The sequence below is a fragment of the Agromyces sp. NPDC060279 genome (assembly GCF_042726785.1).
Lineage (GTDB): Bacteria > Actinomycetota > Actinomycetes > Actinomycetales > Microbacteriaceae > Agromyces.
Genome location: NZ_JBHXBK010000016.1, coordinates 1 through 1,433, shown reverse-complemented (window position 1 = coordinate 1,433; position 1,433 = coordinate 1). Strand labels below are relative to the sequence as shown.

Annotated in this window: 2 protein-coding genes; both read left to right on the top strand. The window is 65.7% G+C overall.

What is annotated here, in order from left to right; all coding sequences use genetic code 11:
• Window positions 1-813, top strand: an 813-nt coding sequence (locus ACFWE1_RS17545) for a transposase (protein ID WP_376934769.1), incomplete at its 5' end; no start/stop codon positions are given.
• 379 nt (window positions 814-1,192) lie between these two features.
• Window positions 1,193-1,433, top strand: a 241-nt coding sequence (locus tag ACFWE1_RS17540) for an FAD-dependent oxidoreductase (protein WP_376934768.1), incomplete at its 3' end; no start/stop codon positions are given.

Sequence of the window (1,433 nt, the reverse complement as noted above, 5' to 3'; positions counted from 1 at the left end):
GATGAGATCTCCTACCGCCGTGGGCAATTGTTCTTGATGGTGGTGATCGACCACGACACGGGCCGGCTGGTGTGGGCGGCGCCGGGCCAGAACACGGCCACCCTGCAGGGGTTTTTCGACGCGCTCGGGGCCGAACGGTGCCAGGCGATCACCCACGTGTCGGCCGATGGCGCGGAGTGGATCGCCAAGGCCGTGGTCAAGAACTGCCCCGGCGCGATCCGCGGGGCCGACCCGTTCCACGTCGTGAAGTGGGCCAACGAGGCACTGGCCGAGGTCCGGACCCAGGCCTGGCGCGACGCCCGCGCCCTGGCGCGGGCGACCGAACCCAAACGCGGCCGCGGCAGGCCACCCAAAGACGCCCCGCCGCGCCCGGCCAGCGAACGCGCCAAAGCCCTGATGGGCACCCGCTACGCGTTGTGGAAGAACCCCGAGAACCTCACCGACAAACAACGCGCCAAGCTCGAATGGGTCGCGATCACCGACCCCAAGCTCTACCGCGCCTACCAACTCAAGGAAGGCCTGAGACTGATCTTCCAGATGCCCTACGCGGAAGCCGCCGAAGCCATCGACCGGTGGATCAGCTCGGCCCGACGCTGCCGGATCCCCGCGTTCGTGAAACTCCAACGCACCATCACCGCCCAACGCGACGCGATCCTCACCGCGATCCTGTCCAACGGCCGCACCGAATCGATCAACACCAAAATCCGGCTCCTCACCCGCATCGCGTTCGGCTTCAAATCCCCCCACGCCCTGATCGCACTCGCACTACTCAGCCTCGGCGGACACCGACCAGCCCTACCCGGCAGACCCTGACCCACACATCAGTCAGAAGAGCCGGCTGAGACCTGATATTTCATGTCCCCGCCCACCAGTTCCTGTCCCAGCCCCCGCCGACTCCCCTGGTTTGACCAGCATCCGGACCAAATCGGCCACCCACCGGACACCTACCGCACACCAAACCCCAACCCATCCAGATCCAACAAAACCCCCGCATCCACGACCCACCCCCGCATCCACCCAAGCACGCGACCACTCGGGTGAGCAGCTCCGGCCCACCGCCACGACCAGCACCATCAAGCAGCCCGGAGCAGCGCCACCACAGTCCACTTGGTAGGCAACAACCACACCAGCCATGTCACAAACGAGCCCCCCGCCTTGTCGTAGCTAGTGAATAGACGAGACGGAGGCTTACGTGCGCAGGGTTCTTGTGGTCGGCGGTGGGTACGCCGGGTTCTATGCGGCGTGGAAGTTGGAGAAGAAGCTTCGTAAGGGTGAGGCCGAGGTGGTCGTGGTCGATCCGCGGCCGTATATGACCTATCAGCCGTTCCTGCCTGAGGTGCTGGCCGGCTCGGTCGAGGCGAGGCATGCGGCGATCTCGCTGCGGCGGAATCTGCGTCGTACCAAGGTTGTCGCCGGCACCGTCACCTCAATAG